This is a genomic window from Maribacter sp. PR1 (assembly GCF_028464145.1).
Taxonomy (GTDB): Bacteria; Bacteroidota; Bacteroidia; order Flavobacteriales; family Flavobacteriaceae; genus Maribacter.
The window spans coordinates 520,679-542,685 of the sequence record NZ_JAQPCG010000001.1 but is presented as its reverse complement, the minus strand read 5'-3'; the positions used below and the strand labels follow the sequence as shown (position 1 = coordinate 542,685).

Sequence of the window (22,007 nt, the reverse complement as noted above, 5' to 3'; positions counted from 1 at the left end):
TTTATCATCGTTAAAAAGATGAAATTGGATGAAAAATATTTTAATACCCACAGACTTTTCAGAGAATTCATGTAATGCCTTGCGGTATGCGATATCCATGTTTTGGGGTCAGGAATGTAATTTTCATTTATTGAATACCTATACCCCTGCTATTGCCGGAAGTCGATTCATGGCTGCCTCTTTTGAGGAAAATATGATGGCCAATAGCGCTGCAAAGTATTCTAAAAAAGGATTGGATGACCTTTTAATTCGAGTTAAAAAGGAATTCAACAATGAAAAGCATCATTTTAAAACTATATCATCATTTAGTCTGTTGGTAGATGAGGTTTTAGAAAGTATATCCACCCACAACATTGATTTAGTTATCATGGGAACAACGGGCGCAACCGGAATGGAAGAGGTGTTTATGGGAAGTAATGCAGTACGGGTCATAAAATCCGTAAAGGATTGTCCTGTATTGGCCATACCCCAAAATTTTGATTTTAAAAAACCGACGGAGATTGCCTTTGCTACTGACTTTACACGATTTTATACTAAGTCGGAACTGAGACCACTGATCGAGTTGGCAAAACTATTTGATGCTACGGTACGGATTGTTCATGTTCAATACCAAATAAAAACCTTAACGGAACTTCAGCAATTTAATTTGGATATGTTACGCAAGTATTTGGGCGATGTAGAGCACTATGTCCATACCGTTTCGGAATTGAACTCCATTTCAAAAACATTGGAACTATTCTCCAAAGAAATGGATATTCATCTTTTGGCCATGTTGAACTATCAACACAGTTATATGGAACAATTAATCAGGGAGCCTGTTGTAAAAAGGGTTGCCTTTCATACGCAAATACCTTTGTTGGTAATTCCAGAATTGGGTATGGCCTCTAATTTTACCGAAACGAATAATCGAGATAATGTTCTAATGTCTAATTAAGCCTATCGCCAATAGGTGCGTCTTCATAAAAATCTTCGAAGGTCTTGTTTGTGCTATAGTTTTCGGTCAATACCTTATACACCATAAAAATTATAAGTGTTTGTCCTAAAATGGTACCATAAAATACCCAATTAAAGGGGAAGTTCATGACCGACATAATAGTTACCGTTACTAGTGCCAAGGTTGTAATCAATACCCAAACGTAAATAGAATCTTTCATTTTTTATGCTTAAGATAGCTTAAAGCTTGTAATGATAGCGTTAAAGGTATTTTAAAACTTGGCCGTTTGATTTTGTAACCAAAATTTATCCTCTTCGGGAATCATGCTTTTTTGGTCCAGTTGAAAAGGGTTAAAGCCAGTTTTGGCAAAACTATACCAAATGGTAGCGGAAAGGGCAGGGGTAATGTCGGTATGATCCCATAACATACTTTCTCCATAGGAGGTTCCGTAATTTGCTGTGTATGGAAGACCTTTCGAATTCTGTGTTATAGTACTATTTATGATTGTTTTTTCTAAATTGTCAATGATTTTTTTTGAAAGGTCGAACCTTTGTATTCCATTAAAAGCAACGGCCATTTGAGCTGTACCCTCTAACCAAACAACATCCTTATCTTCATCGAAACAATATCCGGATATAGTTTCTCCGGTAATTGTTGCTGTTTGTTCGTTTAGAAATCGGTTGGCTTGAAAAAGTACATCATCCGATAAATCCTTAAAAATACCTTTACTCAAAGAAAGTACGTCAAGGGCATAAGTGTACTCAGGATTTTCTGGCCATGCCATTAATAAACCCAAGTCCGCGTCCCATCTATTCTGACCTAAGAAGAATAAAATATTTTTATGAAATTCATCATATCCCCTTACGGCATGGAAAGCAGTTATAACCCCTTCGGTAACTAAGGGTATTTCAGAGCCATCCGAATTAATACCGCCCAGTAAGCCCCCTCCTTCAACCTGTAGGGAACGCAACCAATTTTCTAATTGTTGTGCTAGGTTATCATATTGAGATGATTGATATTTATCCGAATAATGGTTCAATGCAATTAATATCCAGGCATTGTCTCCCATCCAAATCCTTTCCGGATGTGTTCCATCGGATTTCCTGAACTGGTAAAAACCTCCATTTTGTTGAAGTTCTGTTTCACTTATCGATAGGTAATAGTCGAATATTTTTTCGGCGTTTTCTTTTTGCCCCTCGTTTATAAAAAAAATAGCTGCCAAGGCATTATCGTACAGGGAAGTGAAGTCAGAATTTTCAGAACTTTCCAAAAGTCCGGTCGACTGCTGTCTATTTTGAATCCAGTTGGTTAGGTCTAGATTGGGAGATGAAACTTTTTCGTGTAATCCGGTTGGGTTGTTTTCCATCGCTTCATCTAGCACAACCTGAAGGTCTTCATGAATCGTAGTAACGCCATCTTTTTGACAGGAGATAATAGAAATAAAGACAATGGTTAGAAGACTGAACTTGAAATTCATCAGGTAGGTTTAGGTGGATTTGGACGAACAATTTACAAGTAGAAGTCTACGTAGCTACGAAGTCTCGTTTAGCCGTGATTATTTTCGATAACTATCCTCGTATCCGATATATATCTAATAAAAAAGTAATTAAACGATTAAATAAGAAGTAGGCAAATTACCAGTGCTAGAAGAAATGAAACACTTTGTCATTGATTATTTCAAGGGCAAAGTGAAATATTGAATTACCTTTCTTATCTTTGTCCTGTTGTGTTGTGTCTCAAAAGAAATTTTGGGACCATGGTATTGATTAGTTTTTAAACTAATGATAACCAATGAAAGGCTTTCCATTTGGGAGGCTTTTTTTGTTTTCTGTGAGGTCTCTTAAGGAAGATTGTGGATAACGTAATGTACAAGGGAAGCGGCAAGTTTAGCAGTCTGATTGTCAACATCGAAATCTGGATTTAATTCTGCAATATCCAAGGCCTTGAGTTTGCCGGAACCCATTATGGTTTTTAAGGACTCCAAGACAACATCTGGAGTAAAACCCATAGGCGAAGGGGCACTTACCCCAGGAGCATAAGCAGATGAAAAACCATCGAGGTCTATGGTTACGTAGACGTGATCAACACTATTTGTAAATGCGTTTATCCAAGCATTTATTTCATTATGAAATTGAATTCTAAAGGTGTCCCTCATAATATATTGTACACCCAAATTCTTCGCTGTCTCAAACAAGGTTCGGTCGTTAGCATCCTTTCTAATGCCTAAACATAAATATTTAAATGGGGAATCATCTATTGTACAGTCTTGGGCTATTTGGAAAAATGGGGTGCCAGAATTACTGGGAACTTGATTGTCTTCAACTTCGTTATTTCTTAAGTCGAAATGTGCATCAAAATTTATGATACCTATAGATTTTGTTTTATTGAGATGTTTTTTAAGACCTGTATATGTGCCATAAGCCATATCATGACCACCACCAAGAACTATAGGGAAATGATTTTTGTCCATGATTTCGGTTAGAGTTTCCGTTAGGTGTTCTTGTGTTTTCTCCAAATCCCCACCGGTACAGTAAACACTTCCTACATCATATATTTTGCAATCATTTTTTAAGTGGTTCGGAAGGCGCCCCAATTGTTGTCGTATAGCATCTGGGCCTTTTGCAGTTCCAATGCGACCTTGGTTTCTTTTAACTCCTTCTTCACAGGAATACCCTAAAATAGCAAACGCTCTGGATATTGTTTCAATATCCAAACTTGTTGGGGTTGTACAAGAAATTTTTTCATGCAGGTACAATTCTTTTTCGGACTTTCTTCCCGAATACAAACTATTTAATGTTTCTGAATAATCACTCATAATTTCTTATTGCTCAACTATAAAAAAAATGATTCTAGGCTGAAGAATTATTCACAGAATTGATAATTCATTAACCATTGATTTTTCTTTACGTTAATTCTTCAAGGGTGAATAATATTTTACTAAACCTTTTAAAATTAAAGGTTTACTTACCAAAAAGACTGTTGATTAAGGAATTCTCTACGAAGTTAGGTAAATTTATTTTTAATTCTGGAGTCCTTTTCATCTCCCTTTTAAGGGCAAAAATAGCTTCTTTATTCCTGGCCCAACTTCTTCTCGCGATACCGTTGTTTACATCAAAGAAAAGCATACTCTTTAGTTTTCTTGAGGTAGTTTCGGAGCCGTCCAAAACCATACCAAAACCTCCATTGATGACTTCCCCCCATCCTACGCCACCGCCATTGTGAATAGATACCCAAGTTGCTCCTCTAAAACTGTCACCAATTACATTGTGAATGGACATGTCTGCCGTAAATTTGCTGCCATCGTAAATATTACTGGTTTCCCGATAAGGACTATCCGTTCCACTTACATCATGGTGATCTCGACCCAAAACGATAGGAGCCGAAATTTCACCAGATTTTACGGACCAATTAAACTCTTCCGCTATGGAAGCCCTTCCCTCGGCATCGGCATAGAGTATTCTGGCTTGCGAACCCACCACTAATTTATTTTTTTCAGCCTCCTCTATCCATTTAATATTGTCCTGCATCTGTTGTTGAATTTCTCTGGGTGCGCCTGTTTTTATTTCTCGCATCACCTTCAAGGCAATTTGGTCCGTTTTGCGTAAATCTTCCGGTTTGCCCGAAGTACAAACCCATCGGAAAGGGCCAAACCCATAATCAAAACACATAGGCCCTAAAATATCCTGTACATAGGAAGGATATTTGAAATCAATTCTGTTTTCCGCCATCACGTCCGCACCAGCTCTTGATGCTTCCAATAGAAAGGCATTGCCATAATCAAAAAAGTAACAACCCATTGCCGTATGTTTGTTGATGGCTTCGGCGTGTCTTCTCAGGGAATTTTGGACTTTTTCCTTAAAAAGTTTCGGGTTGGAACTCATAAGTTCGTTGGATTCTTCAAAACCAAGGTCCACAGGATAATAGCCTCCGGCCCAAGGATTGTGTAATGAGGTTTGGTCAGATCCCAAATGGACAAAAATATTCTCTTCGTATAGTCGCTCCCAAACATGAACCACATTGCCGATATAAGCAATGGAAACAACTTCTTGGTTTTTGACTGCCAATTTAATTCGTTCCACCAATTGATCGATATCCTCCAGTAGCTCGTCTACCCAGCCTTGTTCAAATCTCTTTTGGGCGGCACTGGAGTTTACTTCTGCACAAATGGTAATACATTCGGCAATATTCCCTGCTTTAGGTTGAGCACCACTCATACCACCTAGACCAGCGGTCAGGAATATTTTACCTTTAGAAGACTCACCTTCCTTTAATACTTTTCTAAACGCATTCATTACTGTAATTGTAGTACCATGTACAATGCCTTGCGGGCCAATATACATGTAAGAACCAGCCGTCATTTGACCATATTGGGTTACCCCCAGCGCATTGTATATTTCCCAGTCGTCCGGTTTGGAATGATTTGGAATCATCATTCCATTAGTTACGACAACTCTTGGTGCATTTTTTGAGGAGGGGAACAGTCCCATGGGATGACCCGAATAGATATGAAGTGTTTGCTCATCTGTCATAGTAGCTAAAAACTGCATAGTCAGCAAGTATTGCGCCCAGTTTTGGAAAACGGCACCGTTTCCACCATATGTGATTAATTCTTCCGGGTGTTGCGCCACATCTGGATTCAAATTGTTCTGAATCATCAGCATTATCGCTGCTGCTTGTGCACTTTTTGCTGGATATTCGGAAATTGGTCGGGCATACATGGTATAGTTCGGTATAAAACGATACATATATATACGACCAAATTCTTCGAGTTCCTTAGCAAATTCCTTGGCTAATTCTAGGTGCCATTCCTTAGGGAAATAACGAAGGGCATTTCGTATGGCCAATTTCTTTTCTTCCAAGGATAGCATATCCTTTCTTTTTGGTGCATGGCTACGTGTGTTCGAACGTTTTTTCTTACTAGGTAATTTGTTTGGTATACCGGTTAAAATTTCTGTCTTAAAATCCATCAAGTCTTGTGTTTATTAAAAACTAAATTTCCTTCCTTCCAAACCATACAGGGTTTTAAATTTCCTTGGTTGTAGAGAATTTCTTGGTAGTTGTTCGTATGAAAAAGGCTAAAATCCGCCAACATACCTTTGGCTAGTTTGCCCCTGTCCTTTAGATTGAGTGCCGCAGCTGCTCTTATCGTAATTCCGGCCAAAACTTCTGCATTGGATAGTTTTTCAAAAGCTCCTAAAATGGCAGCTTGGGTCAACAAGTCACCCATAGGGGCAGAGCCGGGGTTATGATCACTGGCGATAGCCAGAGTAGCTCCGGCATCCAATAATTTTCTGGCTGGAGTAAAACCACAACCAAGTCCAAGCGATGCCCCGGGTAAGGCCGTTGCAATGGTGTTGCTTTGGGCCAGCAATTTAATCTCTTCATTCGTACTTGCTTCCAAATGATCGGCACTAATTGCTCCAAAGTCAACGGCAACCTTACTGCCACCCGTTGTAAATTGGTCTGCATGTACGGTAATATCAAAACCGAGTTTTTTTGCACTACTAAAATAGGGAGCAATATCTTCTGCTGTAAAGGCACTTTCCTCAATAAAGGCATCAATTCTATTCGCTAGGCTTTCTTCTTTTATCTTTGGTAAAAGGCAAGTCGATAGTTCCTCCAAATACTCCTGTTTGGTTCCTACATAATCTTTTGGAAACATATGAGCGGCTAGACAGGTAGCTATTAAATCCGATGGAATTGTATTGTTCGCCTCCTTAATTACCTCCAGCATTTTGATTTCCTCGTCCACCGAAAGACCATATCCACTTTTTACTTCCAAAGTGGTTACTCCGGTTTTGAGATGGCGATTGGCCAGTTTTGTTGTTTTCTTGATTAATTCCGCTTTACCTGCCTTTCTTGTTTGCGTCACCGTATCCCAAATACCGCCTCCCGACTTGGCAATTTCCAAATACGTTTTTCCCGAATTCCGTAAAGCATAATCGTTTGCCCGGTTTCCCCCAAAACAAATATGGGTATGGGCGTCTATAAAACCAGGAAGACATACATGGTCTCCTTTTAGTTCGTATAATTCAGCTTTGGAATAATCATTTTTTAAGCGTTCAAAAGGTCCCGTGGCTAAAATCTTTCCCTCAGAAATCAATATACCTGCCTGCTCTACAATTTGAAGCTGGCTATCCGAAAGTGAGCCTTTCAAAGGTAGCGCCTCCATAGTGAGAAGTTGTCTGAGCGGTCCAATTAGTTTTAGTTCGTTCATACTCTAATAGTGTTCAAATTGTTCTGAATATTTGGTTTTGAGTGATATGTTCTTTTTCTTTTCAATAGTATCTATTACTGAAATAATCGTTTTATTTCTAATTATTTCAATCCCTTTTTCTATGTCATCCGAAAATACCCGATCCTTATCTGCAAACGATACCTTTTTTCTAACTGTTTTATGAATTTCATCTAGAAATATACCTGATTTCATGGGCTTACGAAATTCAAAAGCCTGGGCTGCTGTCAATAATTCAATGGCCAATATCTTTTCAACGTTCTTAATGACCCGTAAAGCCTTTCTTCCCCCTATAGACCCCATACTTACATGGTCTTCTTGTCCTAAGGAGGTTGGAATACTATCCGCGCTGGATGGAAAACACAGGCCTTTATTCTCACTGGCCAAGGCGGCACTGGTATATTGTAGAATCATATAACCGGAATTGATACCCGTATCTTTCATTAGCAGTTTGGGGACTCCCGGGCTATTGCCTTCCAAAGCTAAATAGATGCGCCTATCCGAAATATTCCCTATTTCTGAAGCGGCCAAACAGGCATAATCCAATGCCATAGCCAGAGGTTGGCCATGAAAATTACCACCGCTAATAGTTAGTTCCTCATCAATGATTACAGGATTATCGGTAACGGAATTTAACTCCGTTTCCACCAATTCTTTCAAATGTAGCCATGTGTTACGGGATGCACCATGCACCTGTGGCATACAACGTAGTGAATAGGGATCTTGTACACGATCACAATCGATATGATCCTCCATGATCTCCGAACCCTTTAATAGTCTTTTTATCCTTCGGGCAACATGAATATTACCTTTAAAAGGCCTTAATCCATGAAGTTCCTTATAAAATGGTTTTACGGAACCTTGAAGACCCTCTATCATCATGGCGCCAATGATATCCGCTTGTGCAAGTATGGAGTGAAGTTTTTCTATCACCTTTACGGAGTGCGCGGCTATAAACTGTGTTCCGTTTATCAAGGCCAAACCTTCTTTTGGACCTAAATCCAATTTAGAAAGACCGGTGACTTGAAACAATTCCTTTGTTTCTATGACTCTATTTTTATATACAACTTTCCCCAATCCAATAAGGGGCAAAAATAAATGGGATAATGGGGCTAAGTCTCCTGACGCTCCAACGGAACCTTGACAAGGAACAATAGGTAAAGCGTCATGTTCAATGTGCCAGATAATACGCTCCAAAGTAGCGATAGCAATTCCCGAATAACCCTTGGCCAAGGAATGGGCTTTTAAAATCAACATGATTTTTACCAATTCCATGGAAATAGGTTTGCCTACACCTACGCTATGACTTTTTAGGATATTGGTTTGTAATATTTTGGTCTCCGCTTTGGAAATTTTGGTAGTACAAAGGGGCCCAAAACCAGTGTTTATACCATATACAGGATTTCCCTTATCCACTATTTTTTGTACAATACGCCAACTATTTTCAACCTTGTCCCGACTTGCTTGGTCCAATACTATACCAGTTTTTCCCTTGCAGATGTTCAATGCAATTCCGGCTGTTAGCCAACCCTCTCCTAATTTAAATGAATTCGATTCCACAAACTACTATTTTGGATTTTCCTCTTATAAAGATATTTGTTATGTTTGATAATTACCAATACTATTTTTGTGAATAATCGATAACCATGAGTTCTCATATAGAATTACGACATCTTACCTATTTTTTGGCCGTAGCAGAAGAACTTCATTTTAGAAGGGCCGCGGAGAAGCTTTTTATATCACAACCCGGTTTATCAAGGCAAATAAAACAAATGGAGGCCATTTTGCAGGCGGAACTTTTTATACGAGATAAAAAGAAAGTTTCGTTGACACCGGCCGGGCATTACTTGAAACACCAAGCTGAGGATATTTTTAAACACTTGAAGGAGACCAAACGACAGTTGCAATTAATAGGAGGAGGAGACACTGGTGAAGTAAGAATTGGATTCCTTGGTTCGGCCATGCAGGATGTTATTCCTTCTTTGTTATTGAAATTAAAGGAGAAACTCCCCAGAATTAAGACTTCCTTGGAGGAGCTTTCCAATTTGAGCCAAGTGGATGCAGTGCTAAAGGACGAATTGGACATGGGGTTTGTTCGTTTGGCGAAGGTACCGGCAGCATTGAATAAAAAGACCGTTTTCAAGGACACTTTTTCTTTGGTTCTTCCGGAAAGTTATCCCATGCTCACCAGGGAATATGAAGGAATGGAGCGATTTGTGGAGGATAATTTCATTTTGTTCAGTCAGGATTATAGTCCATATTACTATGAAACCATTATGAGTATATGTTCCGATGCTGGGTTTGTGCCTAAAGTATCCCACAAATCCGTCCATGCACAGACTATTTTTAAATTAGTGGAGAATAATTTAGGTATTGCCATCATACCAACAGCTTTACAGTATGGTTTTCAAATGCGTGTGAAGTTTATTGAGCTTAAGGACATTAAACAAAGGGCTTTGTTATCGGTAATATGGAAGAAAGAAAATAGGAATCCGGTGCTTCAAAACTGTATGGACCTATTATTTGATTCATGAAAGAAACCTTTTAATTTTACACTTCTAAAATGATAATATGATTTTTGACCTAATACGAAAAAGGCGTTCGGTTTTTCCACCTCAATATAACGATCAACCCATATTAAAACAGGATATTGAAAGGATTTTGGAGGCTGCTAACTGGGCTCCCAATCATAAACACACCGAACCTTGGCGATTTAAGGTGATTCAAGGTGAAGCGAAGACTAGATTAGGTGAATTCTTGTCTAAAAAATATGAAGAATCGGACCCTAGGCCCAAGCAAATGAAAATAAAGAAGCTGCAAGAAAACCCTAAGAAAGCTGCAGTGGTAATTGCCATATGTATGCAAAGGGACCCGAAAGAAAGTCTTCCTGAATGGGAAGAGACTGCCGCAGTTGCAATGGCGGCACAAAATATGTGGCTGTGCTGCACCGAAATGGGTATTGGCGCATACTGGAGTTCCCCGGGTCTCATTAAATATATGGGCGAGTTTTTGGACTTGAACGAAGGTGAAAGGTGCCTAGGTTTTTTCTACATGGGTTATTTTGATGGGGAATTGCCGGTAACAACGAGAACCCCAATTTCAGAAAAAACGACTTGGTTGGATTAGTCGAAATAGGGAAACAGCGCCGATTTGTATTCCCAGGCTGTGGCGATGAATAATCCTAAGTATACGATAGCGACCACAAACTTCAGAAAAGTACCTGTTAAAAAACCTAGAAAAGAACCAAAAGCTGCTCGAGTAGCCGTCTTTTTATCGGCCTTGTTTAATAATTCTCCGGCCAAAGCGCCAATAAAAGGCCAAATTATAATTCCTAATGGCCCGAGAACTGGAAACACCAAAGCAATCAACAGTCCGATCGTAGTCCCAATAACTCCAGCTCTTGTTCCACCAAATTTTTTGGTGCCCATGGCCGGTATCACATAATCTAATGCAAAAACGATTAAAGCAATGGCTAGTGTAACACCCAAAACCCACCAATTATTTGGAATCGCCTTTGTAAGGTATAGCAATAAAAGGCCTATCCAGCTCAATGGGGGTCCAGGTAGTACCGGTAGAAAGCTACCCAAGATACCTATCAGCATGAAAACAAATCCAATGATCAACAATACTATATCCACGGCTGGTATTTTATAGTAAGACAAATTTACCCGACAATTGTTACAAACAAAATTTAAAATAAAACCTTTGGGTCTTATGTTTCGTAGGTATTTTGAAAACAAACATCCTTCCTTTGAAAATAAATAGAACATATACCAATAAAAGCGTCATTAGAACAGGAGGGGTCTTCATGTGTATGTTTTATTTACTAGGTATTTTCAATGGATTGGTGCTAGAAACTTTTCATGAGGTATCCCATATATTAGCGCCCAAAACCCATAGTCATAGTTATGCATTTGGGCATGAAATCGTGAATTATGGTTCTTTAAAAGGAATGGCAGGTCATTCGCATAATGCTCTAAAGGAATTAAAGGAATTGTTAGAAGCCAATAAAAAAGACAAAGAGGAACCTAAAAGTACTCCAGATTTCAAAATAGATAAACATATTTCAGAAGAGCTTGTAGTGAAAAACATGTATAGTTTTCCAATTGATGAAAAAACAAGATGGAACTACCATCTTATGAGCTTTTTTTGGTACCCTAATATAAATACTCCCCCTCCCAAGTGCGTTTAGCGTATACATGGGCCAATAAAAAATGATTTCAGATTTCCATTCTGGACGTGCCCTGCTATACTTTCTTTTTAAAAATAATACGCTGAACAATAATCAAATACTTTAATATGAAAAATATTATAGTAGCGATAGCCATGCTTTTCATGGGGACTATTGCTGCACAAAATTTAAAAGGAAAATTGGTTAATGAAACCGGTTCTTCATTGGAGGATGCCGGTATATTTAACAAATCCAGTGGTCAACATAGTCATACCGATGCTACGGGGCATTTTGTACTCGACGGAACCGCTGTAAAGGATACCATTTATTTCTCTATTTTGGGATATGCCACCAAGATTAGAGTGATAAGTCAATCAGATTTACAAAACCCGATAACCATTACCCTAGAAGAATCTTCCATATCCTTAGATCAAGTGGTTCTTGTCTCCAAAGTGGACGCTTTGAGCAAACTGGTGGATGTAGATGTAAAGACAAATCCTGTAAAATCTTCACAAGAAATTCTTAGGAAAGTTCCGGGTTTGATCATAGGTCAACACGCCGGGGGAGGAAAGGCGGAACAGATTTTTTTACGTGGATTTGATGTGGATCATGGAACAGACGTTGCAATTAATGTAGATGGTATGCCCGTGAACATGGTTTCACACGCCCATGGACAAGGTTATGCCGATTTACATTTTGTAATACCAGAAACTATAGAAAATATCAACTTTGGTAAAGGACCCTTTTACGCCGATCAAGGTAATTTTAATACCTCGGGATATGTCAACCTAAAGTTGAGAAAAAGTTTGGACAAGAGTTTCGTTTCTACTGAGGCAGGGCAATTTGGGACCCGTAGATTCATGGGAATGTTCAATGTGCTGGATACTCGGCATAAAAATGCCTTTTTGGCATCGGAGTTGTACTTAACCGATGGTCCATTCGACTCTCCTCAAAATTTTAACAGGATCAATCTTTTGGGAAGATATCGCTATGCAATACCAGGTGAACAGGAATTGATTTTTACGGCGTCCCACTTTTCCAGTAAATGGGATGCCTCGGGACAAATTCCGCAAAGGGCCGTAGATCAAGGTTTAATCGGTCGTTTTGGTGCTATTGACGATACGGAAGGAGGTCAGACCAGCCGTACAAACTTTGTCATAAACCATAGCAAGAATATAGGAACAGGAAAATCTTTGAATACAATGGCGTATGCTTCGCATTATGATTTTGAGCTTTTTTCCAATTTCACCTTTTTTTTGGATGATGCAATAAACGGAGACCAAATCGGGCAATTTGAAGATCGTTTTATGGCTGGGGCTAAAAGTGTATTTCAAAACAATCTTGCTTCCTTGGGAGGGCTTGATTTTAGCTATAATGCGGGAATAGGTTTTAGGTATGATAATGTGGACGACAATCAATTGTCCCATACACTTAATCGGCAAGTTCTGTTGGAACGATTTGCCTTTGGAGATGTGGATGAGCTAAATAGTTATGCGTTTGCCGGTGCATCTTTCAAATCGGGCGAATTTACCTTTGAACCAGCAGTTCGTTTGGATTACTTTCGATTTGATTACATAGATAAATTGAGTACAAAGTACAATAGCCGTAGTGAGGAAAAGGTAGCTTTTAGCCCTAAGTTCAATACGATTTACAGCCCAACGGAAAGCACACAATTTTTTCTGAAAACCGGAATAGGGTTTCATTCCAATGATACTCGGGTCGTGGTCGCCAATGGAGGAGAGGAGATTCTGCCAGCTGCCTATGGCGTTGATTTGGGAACCATTTTAAAACCAATGGAGAAGTTGGTGCTAAACGCCACTTTATGGACCTTGTTTCTGGAACAGGAATTTGTTTATGTGGGTGATGCCGGTGTTGTGGAACCCAGTGGTAAAACCGAAAGAATGGGAATTGAAGTAGGTGCACGGTATCAGCCTTTGGATTGGCTTTATATCTATTCGGATGCGAATTATACGCATGCCCGAAGTACCGAAGCAATTGGGGGTGAAGATTATATTCCACTTGCGCCAGATTTTACTATGGCCGGTGGTATCACTGTAGGAGAGGGCCAAGGACTATCCGGAAGCATTAATTACAGATATATCGATGATAGACCGGCAAATGAAGATAATTCGATTGTGGCGGAAGGTTATTTTGTGACCGATGCTACGTTAAATTATAGCTTAAACAACTGGACCTTTGGGTTAATCGTGGAAAATCTTTTTGATACAGCATGGAACGAAACGCAATTCGCCACCGAAAGTCGTTTATTAAATGAGGCTGCTTCAGTTGAGGAAATACATTTTACACCGGGGACACCTTTTTATTTAAGGGGAAAAGTTACCGTAAACTTCTAGCATAAAATCCGTCAGCAAACAACCTGACGGATTTTTTATTCAATTTATAACTAAGAAATTAGTTTAAACTAAATATTTAGTTATATTTGTTTAGTGTTAAACTAAAAAGATAGTTGAAAATGAAACAGCTCACTAAGGCAGAAGAAGAAGTAATGCATGTTTTGTGGCACCTGGAGAAGTCCAATGTGGCCGGGGTTATAGATGAGTTACCCGAGCCTAAACCCGCTTACAATACGGTTTCTACCATAGTTAGAATTTTGGAAAGTAAAGGGTTTGTGGACCATGAGAAAGAAGGAAAGGGCTACCTATATTTTCCGATTGTAAGAAAATCGGACTACAGCAACCAGAGTATCAATAAACTGGTGGAAGGATATTTTCAGGGCTCTTTTAAAAGTATGGTCTCCTTCTTTATGAAGAAAAACGATATGAGTCTTTCCGAATTGGAGTCCATCCTAAATGAAATTAAAAAGGATAAAAAATGATACAATATATTTTGGAGTGTATCGCCTTTCAATTGGTGTTCCTCTTCATTTACGATTTTTTTCTAAAACGTGAGACCTTCTTTCAGTGGAACCGGGTTTATTTATTGGGTACTCATGTGTTGTCGCTCATTCTTCCTTGGATAAAAATAGAGGCCTTTAAAACAGAAACCCAGGCTTTTTCCGGATACTCGGAGTTTCTTTGGAACATGGGTCAATCTGAAGTTACCATAAACCCTGAGGCCGATGGTCATTTTACCATTTCTTGGCAAGAGGGTATTTTTTGGGCTGGAGTACTTTTGGCCGCTATATGGTTTGGTTTTAAATTATGGCGCTTATACAAATTGCGTTCTGTAGGTAGGGTCAGTTATTTTAAAGACTTTACACAAATTTTAGTACCCAAGAGCCATATCGCCTTTTCCTTTTTTAAATCCATTTTTTTGGGTGAAAAAATAGTGGGACGGGAATATGATAGTGTAGTTTCCCATGAGTTGGTACATATTAGGCAATGGCATACCCTGGACCTGTTGTTTTTTGAGGTCATGCGCATTGTTTCCTGGTTTAACCCCTTGGTCTATGTCTACCAGCAAAGAATTACGGAACTCCACGAGTTTATTGCAGATGCCCATGTTTCCAAAAGTGAAAGAAGTACTCATTATGAGATGTTGTTGTCCCAAATGTTTGAGGTACAGCATATCTCCTTCGTCAATCCATTTTTTAAATCATCATTAATCAAAAAACGAATAGTCATGTTACAAAAATCAAAATCAAAAAGAGTTCGGCAATTGAAGTATTTGGTGTTGGTACCGCTTGTTTTAGGAATGTTGTTTTATACTTCTTGTGAAAGCGAACCTGATTCCAAAGAAAATTTGAATTCCACTTCATTGAAAGGTAAGACAGTACCCTATAGTACAATAGAACAAGTACCCATTTTTCCTGGCTGTGAGAATGCCGAGGATAAGCGAGCATGTTTTAACGAAAAAATCCAATTACACATTAGTAAAAACTTTAATTATCCAAAGGAAGCCTTGAAGCAAGGCCTTGAAGGAAGGGTCAGCGTCATATTTACAATAGCTTCTGATGGCAACATTGTCGATATCAAAAAACGTGGTCCACATCCTCTTTTGGAAGCTGAGGTGGAACGAATCATTTCGCGACTTCCCCAAATGGAACCTGGAAAATTTGAAGGGAAGGCTGTGAATGTGCCTTATTCGATTCCCGTAGTTTTTAAGCTGGACGGTACATCGGCAAAGGGAATTAAATCAAAGGATGAGGGACAATCGGATATTGTGTCCTTTGCTGAAGTCGATGAAATTCCGGTTTTTTCAGGTTGTGAGGATGCTGAGGATAAGCGAGCCTGTTTCAATGAGAAAATTATGAGGCACATCAGTAAGTATTTCAGATATCCAGAAGAAGCCCAACAAAAGGGCATAGAAGGACATGTAAGTACTTTATTTACAATTTCTAAAAATGGAAGTATAGAAAATATCGAATTAAGGGGGCCGGATAAACTCTTGGAAGATGAAGTGGAGCGAATCCTAAAACGTTTGCCAACTATGACCCCAGGCAAAAACAATGGGGAGGTGGTATCCGTTGCTTATTCTATACCAGTAAATTTTAAGCTTCAGTAGTATTCGATTAGCTTAGTAATAAATACTTTTTTCGAAGGACCAAACTGCATAAAAAATTGTAATTTTCCCATAGAATGGGTACAGTGCAACGCTTTTTGGTCTTTTTGTTTTTATTGGCTCTAGGCTCTTGTAATTTCTTTGAATCCAAAGAGAACAGAACCCAAGAACTCATTAATGCGGAACTTAGGGAGATGGATTGGAATTCTATAGATTCTTACCCACTATTTCTGGATTGTGATGAAACGGCGACCAAACCTATACAACGACAATGTTTTGAGCGGAAAATCACCCATCATTTTGAAGCTACCTTAAACGAATTCGAATTTACCGTGGATTCCGAGCGAAACGCTGTGGTAGATGTTATCTTTGTCATTGATGCGGAAGGTAAAATCAGTGTTGTGGATATTATTAAGGATGCCTCTATTCTTAAACAAATGCCAGAGTTTGACGGCATTATTACCCAGAGCCTAAAAAGTATACCTCCTATCGCCCCGGCTTTAAAAAGGGGCATACCGGTACGGACCAAATTTAAGATACCGGTTCAACTAAATACCAAATAATTGGCAGTAGAGAAAATAATATTGGGAATTGATCCGGGAACCACCATTATGGGGTTTGGCCTTATCAAGGTGGTAGGGAAAAAGATGGAATTCATCCAAATGAACGAATTGCTATTGCAGAAGTATAAAGACCCGTATACCAAATTGAAACTTATTTTTGAACGTACGATTGAACTCATTGATACGTACCATCCCGATGAAATAGCCATTGAGGCACCTTTTTTTGGTAAAAATGTGCAATCCATGTTAAAACTGGGAAGGGCCCAAGGAGTGGCCATGGCAGCTGGACTTTCAAGACAGATACCTATTACGGAATATCTTCCAAAAAAAATAAAAATGGCCATTACCGGCAATGGAAATGCCAGTAAAGAACAAGTGGCGAAAATGCTTCAGAGTGTCCTGTCCCTAAAATCATTGCCAAAGAATTTGGATAGTACAGATGGTCTGGCCGCGGCTGTTTGTCATTTTTATAATGAAGGAAGGGTAGAGGTAGGCAAGAGTTATAGCGGATGGGATGCCTTTGTTAAACAGAATGAGAAACGGGTTAAAAAGTGATTACTCAAAATTAAAAAATGTCCGGAATCTATATTCACATTCCTTTCTGTAAACAAGCTTGCCACTATTGTGATTTTCATTTTTCTACAACAATGGGGAAAAAGGAAGCCATGGTAAATGCATTGGTCCAAGAATTAAAGCTTAGAAAAGATGAATTTAGGGGCGAAAAGGTGGAAACCATTTATTTTGGAGGTGGAACACCTACCGTATTGGAGCTTGCTGAAATCAATCGAATACTCAGGGCAGTATATCTGTATTATGACGTAATCAATAATCCTGAGATTACTTTGGAAGCCAATCCTGATGATTTGTCCAAAGACAAGATTGTGGAATTGGCCGAAAGTCCAATTAATAGATTAAGCATAGGAATCCAGTCCTTTTTTGAAGAAGATCTGAAATTGATGAACCGCGCACACAATGTGGAAGAAGCAGAAAACTGCTTGCAAATAGCTTCAAAATATTTTGATAATATTTCTATCGACCTTATTTATGGTATGCCCAATATGAGCGTAGCACGTTGGAAAAAAAATATTGAAAAAGCACTGCGTTTTAATGTTCCGCACATCTCCAGCTATGCCTTGACCGTAGAGCCCAAAACCGCATTGGCGAAGTTTGTAGAACAGGAATTAATCACGCCGGCAACGGATGAAGAAACACAAGAACATTTTATCGCCTTGTACAAAATACTGTTAGAGGCAGGATTTGATTGTTATGAAATCTCCAATTTTGGAAAACCTGGGTATTTCTCCAAAAATAATTCTGCCTATTGGCAGCAAAAGAAATATATGGGCATAGGTCCTTCGGCACATTCATTCGATGGGCAAAGACGTGGGTGGAATATTAATAACAACCCTAAATATGTAAAGGCAATCGAAAATAGGGAACTACCCATGGAAACCGAAGTTTTGACCACTAGGGACAAATACAATGAATATATAATGACGGGATTAAGAACCGTTTGGGGAGTATCCTTAAATCGGATTCAAAACGAATTTGGAGGAAAATATAAAGAATACCTGATTTTGCAATCAGAAAAATTTAGAAATCAAGGACTGTTGAATCTAGATAGTGATATTCTTTCCACCACAACAAAAGGTAAATTTTTAGCGGATGGAATTGCAGCTGATTTGTTTATGGTTAACTTGTCATAATTAATTTGGAGCATAATACATTTATTTTGAAGACCACAATAACCCATAATAAAAGAGAATATGAAATAGACCTGGAAAAACCCTTTGATATTTCCGTTCCAATGACAGGGGATGTTTCCAGTGTAAACGCGTGGTATATAGATCATCCAAGAATTGAACCGCATACGGAGCATGGATTTACCGGAAGTGTTAAAGCTGGAGCTTCAACCAATTTTAATGATATTTGGTTCAACCCTCATGCACATGGGACCCATACGGAATGTGTAGGGCATATCACCAGAGAATTTCATTCGGTCAACGAAAGTCTCAAAAAGTACTTTTTTTTAGCCGAGGTAATCACAATTGCTCCGGGTAAGCTTGGGGAGGATTTTGTCATCTCCAAACATCAATTATCAAATGCAATAAAATCCCGGGATTCAAGGGCACTTGTAATAAGAACTTTGCCCAATACCAAGGAGAAATTGTCGAAACAGTATTCCAATACCAATCCTCCATATTTAAAAGAAGAGGCTGTGAAATACTTGATTGAATTGGGTATTGATCACTTGCTGGTAGATTTGCCTTCTGTAGATAAAGAAAAAGATGGTGGGGCACTATTGGCCCATAATGCTTTTTGGAACTTTAATGGAGAAATTAGGAAAAATGCCACGATTACCGAGTTCGTTTTTGTTCCCAATGAGGTTGAGGACGGAGCCTATTTTCTAAACATACAAATGGCTCCATTTGTTAATGATGCAAGCCCCAGTAGGCCTGTTTTGTATAAAATAAATCAAACATGAAGAATATTTTAAAGTTAGAAGAATTGGCCATGTTTGCCTTAGGTATATTTATGTATGGTCTCTTGGGCTACCCTTGGTGGCTTTTTTTGGTATTGATCTTGACACCGGATATCGGAATGTTGGGTTACTTGTTCAATCCTCGTCTTGGAGCCATTGGATACAATATTCTCCATCATAAGGGTATCGCTATTTTATTGTATTTTTTTGGGATGTATTTATCTTTTCCGGTTATTGAAATGATTGGTGTTATTTTGTTTACCCATTCTTCCATGGACAGGGTTTTTGGTTATGGGCTTAAATTTGACAAGGGTTTCAAATACACACATTTAGGAGAAATAGGTAATAATAATGGATAATATTCTCGATGTTTTTTTGGGCCTAATCTTAGGTGGTATTAGCATGTATTGGCTATTTTCCCTATTTAGGAAAAGGCAAAGTAAGGAGATTACTACCCATCAATCTACGGTATTGATGGAGAAGATACGAAGTGTTTGCAAATTGATATCCGTTGAGGGGGATTTCGCGGAGGTTTATAAATATGAAAATACGAGGGAGCGCTTCATGAACTTGCTAATTAGTAAAAAAAGGGCGCTCATTGTTATAAAGGCCAAGGCACAGATTGGTTATGACCTCAGTAAAATTCTAATGCATGCAGATGAGGGCAAAAAGAAAATAATACTTTCCAATTTCCCACAGCCCGAAATACTTTCTGTTGAGCCAGAACTGGAATTTTATGATATCAAAAACGGATTGTTCAACCTTTTTACGCCAGATGACCTCACAAGTCTTAATTTGGAAGCGAAGAAACATATCCGTGAAAAGATACCGGAAAGTGGTCTTATGGATACTGCTAAAAAGGAAGCGCTCCAGTCCGTTTTGCTAATAGAAAAATTAGTAGAGACCATTGGTTGGAAACTCGATTACTCCGCACTTAAGATTACTGAAAAACAAAAGGAATTATTGGATAAATAGAATAATGAAATGAAAACAGGTACAACTTTACTATTTTTGATGCTTACAGTAATGGCTTTTGGCCAAACAGAAGAAACAATGAAAGAATTTGATCCTACATTTAACCATACCGTATTTTTTTGGCTTAAAAATCCGGATAGCCAAGCTGACCGTACAGCCTTTGTAAAATCTCTTACCAAATTTTTGGACAACTCAGGGTATGCGAAGACGAAATTCATTGGCAAACCACCAAAAGCAAGTCGCGATGTTGTGGACGGATCTTTCACGTTCTCCCTTATGGTTTCTTTTGAGTCCGCTGAGGCACAGCAGGCCTACCAAGATGAGGCTCCTCATAAGCTTTTTATAGAGGAATCTGAACATCTTTGGGAAAAGGTAATTGTCTACGACTCCCAAGGTGTTTAAAATAGTGTGATGAACATCGAGGTCTTTCGGGATTATTGCCTGTCTAAAAAAGGAGTGACCGAGGATTTTCCTTTTGATGAAAAAACACTAGTCTTCAAGGTGATGGGGAAAATGTTCGCCTTATCAGGTCTTGAACGAACACCTTCTCAGGTTAACTTAAAATGTGATGAAGAACGTTCGGTTGCCTTACGCGAGGAATATGACGGATTGATTATTCCCGGTTATCATATGAGCAAGGCACACTGGAACACTATTTTTATAGAAAGCTTGCCGCCAAAACTCGTCTTGGAATTGATAGACCATTCTTATGATTTAATCGTGTCTAAGTTCACCAAGAAATTAAGGGCGGAGTATGATGCTATCTAAAAGTTGATTTCCTGACCTGTAATTTTAAGAATTATAGCGCATTCACTCACACAAAGGTACCTTTCACTCATTCTAAGTTTCATTCCAGAGGTTATTTACGGTAATTGATAGGGTAGTTAAAATACAAACTCTCTATTTATGGCAAAGCACAGAACAACCCAAGAGGTAAATGCCGGTTCCATGGCGGACATTGCATTTTTATTATTGATTTTTTTCTTGGTCACAGCATCGATAGAGACAGATGTAGGTCTAGATCGTATGTTGCCACAGAAAAACGATGATCATATTGCCGACATAAAGCAAAGAAACCTTTTTGAAATCAGTTTAAATAATACTGATGATATTATGGCAAACGGAGAGGTCATATCCGTTGAAAGCCTTAGACAAAAAGTGATGGAATTTATTGATAATGGAGAATCCAACTGTGATTATTGTCGGGGCATTGGTACGAATGAACTTTCTGAACACCCTGGCAAGGCCATAGTCTCCATAAAAACACAGAGAAATACAAGTTATCCAATCTACGTAACGGTTCAGAATGAAGTACTTGGTGCCTATAACCAATTAAGGGATAGAGAAAGTTTACGGTTGTTCAAAGTTCCATTTAAGGACATGGAGGTTGAATATTACCTAGAGGAAACCAACGAGGAAAGAAAACAACTCTTAAAGGAACGTATTGAGGTAATTAGGGAAATGTATCCCCAAAAAATATTGGAACCGGAAACCATAAACAATTAGATTATGATAAAATTCAACAGCTTCAGGTCGGTCAATAGAAATTTGCCCGCTATATCCACTGCATCATTACCTGATATAGTATTCATCTTGCTTTTCTTTTTTATGACGGTAACGACCATTAAGGAACAAAATTTAATGGTGGAAAATACACTTCCAAAGGCAACGGAAACAGAAAAACTGGACAAGAGAGACCGTATTATCGAAATTTTTGTAGGAAATTCTACAAATACACATCTATCCATGATGGGGAGTGGAACTAGAATTCAAATGAATAATCGTTTTGTGGCTATTGAGGAAGTAGGTGATTATGCCTTGCAGGCTTTGTACCAAATGCCAGAACATCTTAGAAAAGTTGCCACAGTATCCATTAAAGCCGATGTTGCGGTAAAAATGGGAATCATTGAGGATTTGAAAAAAGAACTGAGATTGGTCAACTTATTGAAAATAAACTATACCACTTTTGAGGGTAATGTCTTCGATAATCAAAAGCGGGTGGATTAAGTTTTCAGTTTAATCTCTAAGAATCCTTAAACAGCTAAGACTTTGTTTTACAATGAAGGCATCTATTTTGCGAAATGTCTTTTGCTATAAATACCAACTGAATTTGAATACCTTAACCATATCTCTGAAATCTATATTTATCATCTAGGCCAAATTTCCATGCTAGTTTCAATGAATAA

Annotated in this window: 24 protein-coding genes; 17 read left to right on the top strand and 7 right to left on the bottom strand. The window is 38.6% G+C overall.

The features are described 5' to 3' along the window. The first annotated feature begins 28 nt into the window (after positions 1-28). On the top strand, positions 29-934 hold the full coding sequence (locus tag PP182_RS02300; RefSeq protein ID WP_272649713.1) for a universal stress protein: 906 nt from the start codon (positions 29-31) through the stop codon (positions 932-934). Here the strand turns inward: PP182_RS02300 and PP182_RS02295 are convergent. From PP182_RS02295 to hutH, 6 genes are all read right to left on the bottom strand, one after another. After that, a complete protein-coding gene (locus PP182_RS02295; RefSeq protein ID WP_272649712.1) occupies positions 927-1,154 on the bottom strand; it encodes a hypothetical protein in 228 nt (75 codons plus the stop codon). The genes PP182_RS02300 and PP182_RS02295 overlap by 8 nt on opposite strands. A gap of 51 nt (positions 1,155-1,205) precedes the next feature. Beyond that, the gene (locus PP182_RS02290) at positions 1,206-2,411 is read right to left on the bottom strand and encodes a hypothetical protein (protein ID WP_272649711.1); all 1,206 of its coding nucleotides are present in this window, start codon (positions 2,409-2,411) and stop codon (positions 1,206-1,208) included. Positions 2,412-2,774: 363 nt separating this feature from the next. Beyond that, a complete protein-coding gene (hutG, locus tag PP182_RS02285; RefSeq protein ID WP_272649710.1) occupies positions 2,775-3,749 on the bottom strand; it encodes a formimidoylglutamase in 975 nt (324 codons plus the stop codon). Between the two features lie 145 nt (positions 3,750-3,894). Next, a complete protein-coding gene (locus tag PP182_RS02280; RefSeq protein ID WP_272649709.1) occupies positions 3,895-5,901 on the bottom strand; it encodes a urocanate hydratase in 2,007 nt (668 codons plus the stop codon). Continuing rightward, complete coding sequence (hutI, locus tag PP182_RS02275; RefSeq protein ID WP_272649708.1) at positions 5,901-7,151, bottom strand: imidazolonepropionase; 1,251 nt, start codon at positions 7,149-7,151, stop codon at positions 5,901-5,903. Before hutI ends, PP182_RS02280 begins: the two co-directional genes overlap by 1 nt. 3 nt (positions 7,152-7,154) lie before the next feature. After that, the gene (gene hutH, locus PP182_RS02270; protein ID WP_272649707.1) at positions 7,155-8,729 is read right to left on the bottom strand and encodes a histidine ammonia-lyase; all 1,575 of its coding nucleotides are present in this window, start codon (positions 8,727-8,729) and stop codon (positions 7,155-7,157) included. Positions 8,730-8,815: 86 nt separating this feature from the next. Here hutH and PP182_RS02265 point away from each other — a divergent pair, with 86 nt between their 5' ends. Then, positions 8,816-9,703: a LysR family transcriptional regulator gene (locus tag PP182_RS02265; RefSeq protein WP_272649706.1), complete on the top strand. Its 888-nt coding sequence runs from the start codon at positions 8,816-8,818 to the stop codon at positions 9,701-9,703. A gap of 37 nt (positions 9,704-9,740) precedes the next feature. After that, a complete protein-coding gene (locus PP182_RS02260) occupies positions 9,741-10,295 on the top strand; it encodes a nitroreductase family protein (RefSeq protein WP_272649705.1) in 555 nt (184 codons plus the stop codon). Here the strand turns inward: PP182_RS02260 and PP182_RS02255 are convergent. Further along, the gene (locus PP182_RS02255) at positions 10,292-10,807 is read right to left on the bottom strand and encodes a DUF456 domain-containing protein (protein WP_272649704.1); all 516 of its coding nucleotides are present in this window, start codon (positions 10,805-10,807) and stop codon (positions 10,292-10,294) included. The two genes, PP182_RS02260 and PP182_RS02255, sit on opposite strands and share 4 nt — an antisense overlap. 113 nt (positions 10,808-10,920) lie before the next feature. Here PP182_RS02255 and PP182_RS02250 point away from each other — a divergent pair, with 113 nt between their 5' ends. From PP182_RS02250 to PP182_RS02185, 14 genes are all read left to right on the top strand, one after another. Further along, positions 10,921-11,361 (top strand): hypothetical protein, encoded by a 441-nt coding sequence (locus PP182_RS02250; protein WP_272649703.1) that lies wholly within the window; start codon positions 10,921-10,923, stop codon positions 11,359-11,361. Positions 11,362-11,468: 107 nt separating this feature from the next. Then, positions 11,469-13,694 (top strand): TonB-dependent receptor, encoded by a 2,226-nt coding sequence (locus PP182_RS02245; protein ID WP_272649702.1) that lies wholly within the window; start codon positions 11,469-11,471, stop codon positions 13,692-13,694. Between the two features lie 119 nt (positions 13,695-13,813). Then, entirely contained in the window at positions 13,814-14,176 is a 363-nt protein-coding gene (locus PP182_RS02240) for a BlaI/MecI/CopY family transcriptional regulator (protein WP_272649701.1), read from the top strand. Next, the gene (locus PP182_RS02235) at positions 14,173-15,804 is read left to right on the top strand and encodes a M56 family metallopeptidase (protein WP_272649700.1); all 1,632 of its coding nucleotides are present in this window, start codon (positions 14,173-14,175) and stop codon (positions 15,802-15,804) included. The genes PP182_RS02240 and PP182_RS02235 overlap by 4 nt, the downstream gene beginning before the upstream one ends. Before the next feature lie 74 nt (positions 15,805-15,878). Beyond that, positions 15,879-16,364: a hypothetical protein gene (locus tag PP182_RS02230; protein WP_272649699.1), complete on the top strand. Its 486-nt coding sequence runs from the start codon at positions 15,879-15,881 to the stop codon at positions 16,362-16,364. Further along, a complete protein-coding gene (ruvC, locus tag PP182_RS02225; protein WP_272649698.1) occupies positions 16,365-16,919 on the top strand; it encodes a crossover junction endodeoxyribonuclease RuvC in 555 nt (184 codons plus the stop codon). 17 nt (positions 16,920-16,936) lie between these two features. Continuing rightward, a complete protein-coding gene (gene hemW / locus PP182_RS02220; protein WP_272649697.1) occupies positions 16,937-18,070 on the top strand; it encodes a radical SAM family heme chaperone HemW in 1,134 nt (377 codons plus the stop codon). A gap of 26 nt (positions 18,071-18,096) precedes the next feature. After that, a complete protein-coding gene (locus PP182_RS02215; protein WP_272649696.1) occupies positions 18,097-18,849 on the top strand; it encodes a cyclase family protein in 753 nt (250 codons plus the stop codon). After that, positions 18,846-19,205 (top strand): DUF4260 domain-containing protein, encoded by a 360-nt coding sequence (locus tag PP182_RS02210; RefSeq protein WP_272649695.1) that lies wholly within the window; start codon positions 18,846-18,848, stop codon positions 19,203-19,205. Before PP182_RS02215 ends, PP182_RS02210 begins: the two co-directional genes overlap by 4 nt. Beyond that, positions 19,198-19,821, top strand: a complete 624-nt coding sequence (locus PP182_RS02205; RefSeq protein ID WP_272649694.1) for a DUF4230 domain-containing protein — start codon at positions 19,198-19,200, stop codon at positions 19,819-19,821. Before PP182_RS02210 ends, PP182_RS02205 begins: the two co-directional genes overlap by 8 nt. A 9-nt stretch (positions 19,822-19,830) precedes the next feature. Continuing rightward, positions 19,831-20,223, top strand: coding sequence for a Dabb family protein (locus PP182_RS02200; RefSeq protein WP_272649693.1), 393 nt, complete (start codon positions 19,831-19,833; stop codon positions 20,221-20,223). Between the two features lie 9 nt (positions 20,224-20,232). After that, entirely contained in the window at positions 20,233-20,589 is a 357-nt protein-coding gene (locus PP182_RS02195) for an MmcQ/YjbR family DNA-binding protein (protein WP_272649692.1), read from the top strand. A 138-nt stretch (positions 20,590-20,727) separates the two neighbouring features. After that, positions 20,728-21,327, top strand: a complete 600-nt coding sequence (locus tag PP182_RS02190; protein WP_272649691.1) for an ExbD/TolR family protein — start codon at positions 20,728-20,730, stop codon at positions 21,325-21,327. Positions 21,328-21,330: 3 nt separating this feature from the next. Beyond that, the gene (locus PP182_RS02185; RefSeq protein ID WP_272649690.1) at positions 21,331-21,828 is read left to right on the top strand and encodes an ExbD/TolR family protein; all 498 of its coding nucleotides are present in this window, start codon (positions 21,331-21,333) and stop codon (positions 21,826-21,828) included. Positions 21,829-22,007 lie beyond the last annotated feature (179 nt).